The 3,982-nt window shown below is 33.3% G+C and carries 3 protein-coding genes; 1 reads left to right on the top strand and 2 read right to left on the bottom strand.

Annotation, left to right across the window (positions count from 1 at the left end; all coding sequences use genetic code 11):
* Positions 1-223: 223 nt before the first annotated feature.
* Positions 224-1,387, bottom strand: coding sequence for a glycosyltransferase (locus tag NZ579_08060; GenBank protein ID MCS7299889.1), 1,164 nt, complete (start codon positions 1,385-1,387; stop codon positions 224-226).
* A gap of 75 nt (positions 1,388-1,462) precedes the next feature.
* Positions 1,463-3,499: a glycosyltransferase family 39 protein gene (locus tag NZ579_08055; protein MCS7299888.1), complete on the bottom strand. Its 2,037-nt coding sequence runs from the start codon at positions 3,497-3,499 to the stop codon at positions 1,463-1,465.
* A 223-nt stretch (positions 3,500-3,722) separates the two neighbouring features.
* Between NZ579_08055 and NZ579_08050 the strand changes: the two genes are divergently transcribed.
* On the top strand, positions 3,723-3,982 hold a 260-nt coding region (locus tag NZ579_08050; GenBank protein MCS7299887.1), incomplete at its 3' end, for a pyridoxal-phosphate dependent enzyme.

The following is a 3,982-nucleotide window of genomic DNA, read 5'->3' as shown; positions in this document are numbered from 1 at the left end:
AGTTACAGTTTGCGATAGATAATCAAGATTATGTGAGATATAAATCAGGACTTTTGAAGAAGCATGTGAATGATAACTTTCTTTGGGACAAGATAATAGACAGACTTGAAAGTGAAATAGAAAGAGTATCACGTCACATCTAGTCTGAAATTCTTAGCATACTCTTTATGTCTCTATTTTGTTTCTGGCAACTGCCTCAACGGTAAAGTTTTTTGAGTATTGGTTACAAGTATTGTTTGTTTTGTTCATACACTTTTCTTACAATCTCTGCTTTATTCTTTGCAACTGCTTCAATTGTAAAGTTCTTTGAATACTGAATGAGACTTTCCAAAAGTTTATCTTTTGAATACTCTTTATTGTAAAACTTTTCTAGAATGTCTGCTAATTCTTTAAAATTGTCTTCCTGGAAGATTAGGTTAGGATTATTGATAACTCTAGGTATCTCTCCAGAAGAAGACCCTACGCAAGGAGTTCCACAAGCCATCGCTTCAACTAAAACTCTGCCAAACTGCTCTTTCCACCATGGCACGGTTCTAGATGGTAGAACTAAAACATCTATAGTCTTGTAGAAAGCAAACATCTTATCCAAACCAAATGAACCAAGATGTGTCATCTTGATATCTTTTTCTTCTGCAAGTTTAATTATGTATTGGTAATATTCATTGTCTTCTGGGTATCCAACTATAAAAAGTTCAATGTCGTTGATGTTTCTTTTCTTGAGTTCACTGAGTGCTAGTATAATTATATCAACACCTTTTGGTTTTGATATCCTTCCTGCAAAACCTACTTTGAGCTTAGCATTGCTTCGGACGTCAAGCGGTTCCACATCAGTTCTAAATTCAGGTATAAAGTAGTAAGTTTTGTATATCTCTTTACCGAAACCTTTGCTTCTATACATTTCTATTGCATCTGTTGGAATAACAACGAGAGCATCAGATAACCTTAAGTTGAGCTTCTCAAAGAATTTGAATGGTATGGGATGATTCTTGAAGATATTTTCATCACTCTCTATCAATATCTTTGACTTTGGATTTAATATTTTTGTTAGTAAGAGTATTACAAATCCTGCGGTTGAGTATGGTTCTTGTTTCAGATAGACAACATCAGGTTTATGTTTTAAAATGATCCAAGCGATCTTGATGAAGTTGAGGTAAAAGAATGCTCTTACATGGTTTGTGAATATAGTTCTCAAAGGGTAAATCTTGTAGTGTTTGTCAAGCTCTATTGTTTCAAAGGTTTGCCACTTTGATGTTTCAAACCATCTTTTTGCTGTTATGACTATCATTTCAAGTCCATGTTTTGACATCTCGTAGAAAAGCTGACGGTAATTTTTCTCTACTGCTCCGTGCCATATGAATAATACTCTAATTTTACCATTGGTATTCATCGTGAAGCTTGATTTTAAATTAAATCCTCACATTTTGACAAATTGTCATAATAAATTTTGACGGAGTTTTAGTTCTTATTTGACTTTGAAATCAAATTCAAGACTGTTTATGCTTACAAGATTTTTCATCTCTTCCCATTTTTCCATGCCGAGAGGTATAAATGCTACTCTGTAGAGTATTCTTTGTAAGTAACTAATCCATGCTCTCTTTAGATGTATTTTCACTCTGTATTCCCCTTTTTCAAAAGCGTTGTTAAGTTTAATAAATCGCCTTATATAGACTCCTCCGTCTCCACCTTGTGGTATTATGTTAGGCACTTCAACATATCTTACATTGCCTTTTTCATCTATTATTTCAAGTATCCCTAGAATGTCTCCGTATGCTCTTTTTCTTGATACCCATCCTAGATCAACAGTTAAAATACCGTTTTCATAGGAAATATTTGTTATCTTGATTGCAATCACATTTTTGAGTATAGCATCGTAGAAAAAAAGCCAGTTTGTGAGTTTATTACCAACCCATAGAGAGTATGTCCCACTATCAGGTATTTCTCTTTCAAAAACCTTCTTTAAGTTAGTTTTATCTGATACTAGGTTAGAATACTGATTTGCGATAAACACTATGTCTATATTATGCTTTTCGTTGAAATCAACCCCATAGTAATCAACCTTGTTCATATACGAGTAGAGTAAGAAACTAGATTCAGGTAGTAAGTGTGTCAAGTTTATTCGCATAGCGAAGGTTGTTTTTTCACTTACACCTTCAAATTTTCTGACTTCTGATGCTGTTCCTATAAACTTGACTACCATTTCAGGTGTGTTGTATTCTATCCCCCTTTTAGGAGATGAAGGAGCTTGTGGTAAATTGTTTTTTGTTACATAAATTCCTACTATGTTTAGATTGGGTAGCTCTAAAATATTTCCAAAGTTTGTTGCTAGAATATTCCACATTGAAATAACTACTATTAGTGTGACCGCTACTTTGTTAGTAGTCTTCTTAATCTCATTCTTGTTAAAAGGATGAGATATTATCATTCCTAGCACTACAACAAAAGGTAGAATATATCTATCAATCTTAACTGTAGTAAGAAATGTAAGTATTACATAAGGTATTATTAAGTATCCTATAAGTATTATGATTGACTTTAGGTCCTTTCTAGCTATTATTGAAATGACTCCAAGCGTTAGAAAGATAAAAAGTGGAATATACAGAGAGTGATTTATTAATATGCTCGGATAGTAAATTATGGAATCTATTGAAATTCTATTAGGCATCATACTGACAATCGTTTTGTCAGAATTTATATCTGACCATACCTTTACAAATTCGGGATTGAGAAGAATCCAAGAGAAAATTGGAATGGTCCCTACTAATATAGACAAAACATAGTTATTTACAAGTCTCTTAATATCTATGTTCTTGTTGTTTAAATGTTTGTATATCCCTCTTATTATCCCCACTAGTAGTAGGTAGGGTATAAAGATTAGTCCTGTTTGTTTTGTGAAAAAAGACATAGCGATGGCTATGCCTACCCACATCCAACTTTTTTTCGCTAGTAAAAAGTTTGTTCTTAAGATTATGTAGAACGCAAAGGCAACTGCAGAAGCCATAGGAACATCTAGGTAAAACACCTTACTGTAACCTATTACAACTGGAAGAGAGGTTGTAACAAATGCTGACAATACTGCTCTAAACTTGTCTCTATTAAACAGTATTTTAGCTATTCCATAGACAGAGAAGTAAAGCAAAGGTATCCAAAGAAACAAGATTGAGAAGGTTGCACTATCGTAAGAAACTCCAAATATAATGTGAAACATTGATGCAACTACATAGCATAGGTGTGTATAAAAGTCGTAAAATAGTAATATCCCATCTATTATTGAATTCTCACCGGGATTCCTAATAACATCAAGAATTCTTATTGAATTTAGAGTGTGTCTTGCTTCATCCCATTGAGGCGTAGAATCATCAGATATAACCCATAGCAGTTGGACAATAATTATGAATATTAGAGGTATTATGATTAGAATTTTTCTTAAGAATACCCTAGTGTTGTTCAAAACATATATCAGATAAGGTTTTAGAACCTTGCTTATGTTTCTTAAAACCATATTATGGCTACTCCTATAAGTTTGTGTTTAGAATAAATGACATCTATTGAACTTATCAAAAAAAATCAGAGGATATTTCAGGGAGTTTTTGGAATGACTGAAAGTGTTAAGTCTAGTAGATTAGGTGGAGTTTTAAGACATTCAAACTTGGTGTTTTGTTATTATATATATTATTTGATAAATTTGTAAATCTACCAACTGAAGTGCTTATAATGATTCAGGCATGTTCTGGAATGGTATAATCAACCACTATAGGGATTTAATAGACGTGATAACTGATAAAACACCGGTTATAACTCTTCTTGAGGGTAATACTCCACTCATAAGGGCTGTTAATCTTGGGAAAGAGTTAGGTATTGACCTTTTCATAAAGTATGAGGGGCTTAACCCAACGGGCTCTTTTAAGGACAGAGGGATGACGGTTGCGATATCAAAGGCTGTTGAAAAGGGGGTTAAGGCTACGATATGTGCTTCTACAGGTAA

The organism is Spirochaetota bacterium, assembly GCA_025061835.1.
Lineage (GTDB): Bacteria > Spirochaetota > Brevinematia > DTOW01 > DTOW01 > SKYB106.
Note: the sequence above shows the minus strand (reverse complement) of the source record. Positions and strands in the feature narration are given on the sequence as shown.

Excerpts from the sequence above, each read along its gene's own strand:
- NZ579_08060 (MCS7299889.1), bottom strand. The coding sequence starts at position 1,387 with ATGAATACCAATGGTAAAATTAGAGTATTATTCATATGGCACGGAGCA.
- NZ579_08055 (MCS7299888.1), bottom strand. The coding sequence starts at position 3,499 with ATGGTTTTAAGAAACATAAGCAAGGTTCTAAAACCTTATCTGATATAT.